Raw genomic sequence first — 1,069 nt, forward strand, 5'->3', positions numbered from 1 at the left:
ACTGTGGGCCATTGCAGCAAGAAACCCAACAGGATCATCACAAAGGCCACGTACTGCGGATGGCGAATCCGGGCGTAGGGTCCGTCCACGGCCAGCGCATGGCGGCGTTGCGCGTGGTGGAGCATGTTCCAAGCGTTGGAAAGCAGCATGAAGCCAAAGCCCAGGAAGATGTAGCTGGCGATGTGCAAAACGCCAAAGTGCGGATCGCCTTTTCCACCCAGCAGCGTGGACCACAGGTGGCCCGAGTTGTGGCTTAGAACGTCAAGGGCCGGGTATTTGGTTTGCAACCAACCCGACATCAAGTAGATGGTCAACGGAAAGCCATACATTTCTACAAACAAGGCCACGACGAAAGCCGCAAATGCGCCAAAGGTTCGCCAGTCCCGCGTGCTGGCGGGTTTGAAGAAACTGTAGGCAAACATGATGAAGATGGCCGAGTTCAGGATCACCAGGCTCCCAAGCCCATAGGCAGTTTGGTCGTGACTCCTGATGGGTCGTCCTTCTTGGGTGCGCGGTGTTGCGGTGGTTCGTCAGCGCGTCCATGGTGGCCATGGTGCATGAACACATGCATCAGGGGGCAGGCCAAGAGCAACAAGAATGGCAAGGCACCGACCACGTGGGCCAAATGCTCGGTCAATAGAAAATAGGCAGCCACCGCGCCGATCACGACCAAGCCGATGGCATAGCGCGAGCGCCAGAAGCTGGGAGGCGTTTCGTGGTTGGCAGGATCGTGGTGCATGGTGACTACTCCTTCTCTCTATTTGCTGATGTTTTCCGGCATGCGGTCCATCATCATTTGCATCATGGACGCCATCATGTCCATGCGCTTTTCCATCATCTGGTGGTGGCTAGCCATGTCCATGGATTTACCTTCCATGCCAGACATGCCAGACATGCCAGACATGCCAGACATGCCAGACTTGCCTTGCATCTGGCCCATCATGGCCATGCCATCCTGCATCGCCTTCATGTGCTCGCCCATCAGCGCCTTGCGATCTTCGGGTGTCTTGGCGGCCATCATTTTTTCGTGCATATCTTGCATGGTCTTCATGCTGCCGTCCATGCCATT

2 protein-coding genes and 1 pseudogene are annotated in these 1,069 nt (G+C 56.2%); all 3 read right to left on the reverse strand.

Going from position 1 to position 1,069, the window contains the following annotated elements:
* Positions 1-449, reverse strand: a 449-nt coding sequence (locus tag AC097P_RS24835) for a methyltransferase family protein (protein WP_479613081.1), incomplete at its 3' end; no start/stop codon positions are given.
* Entirely contained in the window at positions 446-739 is a 294-nt protein-coding gene (locus AC097P_RS24840) for a DUF2933 domain-containing protein (RefSeq protein WP_479613082.1), read from the reverse strand. The genes AC097P_RS24835 and AC097P_RS24840, both read right to left, overlap by 4 nt.
* Before the next feature lie 18 nt (positions 740-757).
* Positions 758-1,069 (reverse strand): annotated as a pseudogene (locus AC097P_RS24845) (hypothetical protein); the annotation flags it as partial.

The organism is Rhodoferax sp. ZS1R8 (genome assembly GCF_056521325.1).

Bases quoted from the DNA above. Each gene is read 5' to 3' on its own strand.
- AC097P_RS24840 (WP_479613082.1), bottom strand. From the start codon at position 739: ATGCACCACGATCCTGCCAACCACGAAACGCCTCCCAGCTTCTGGCGC.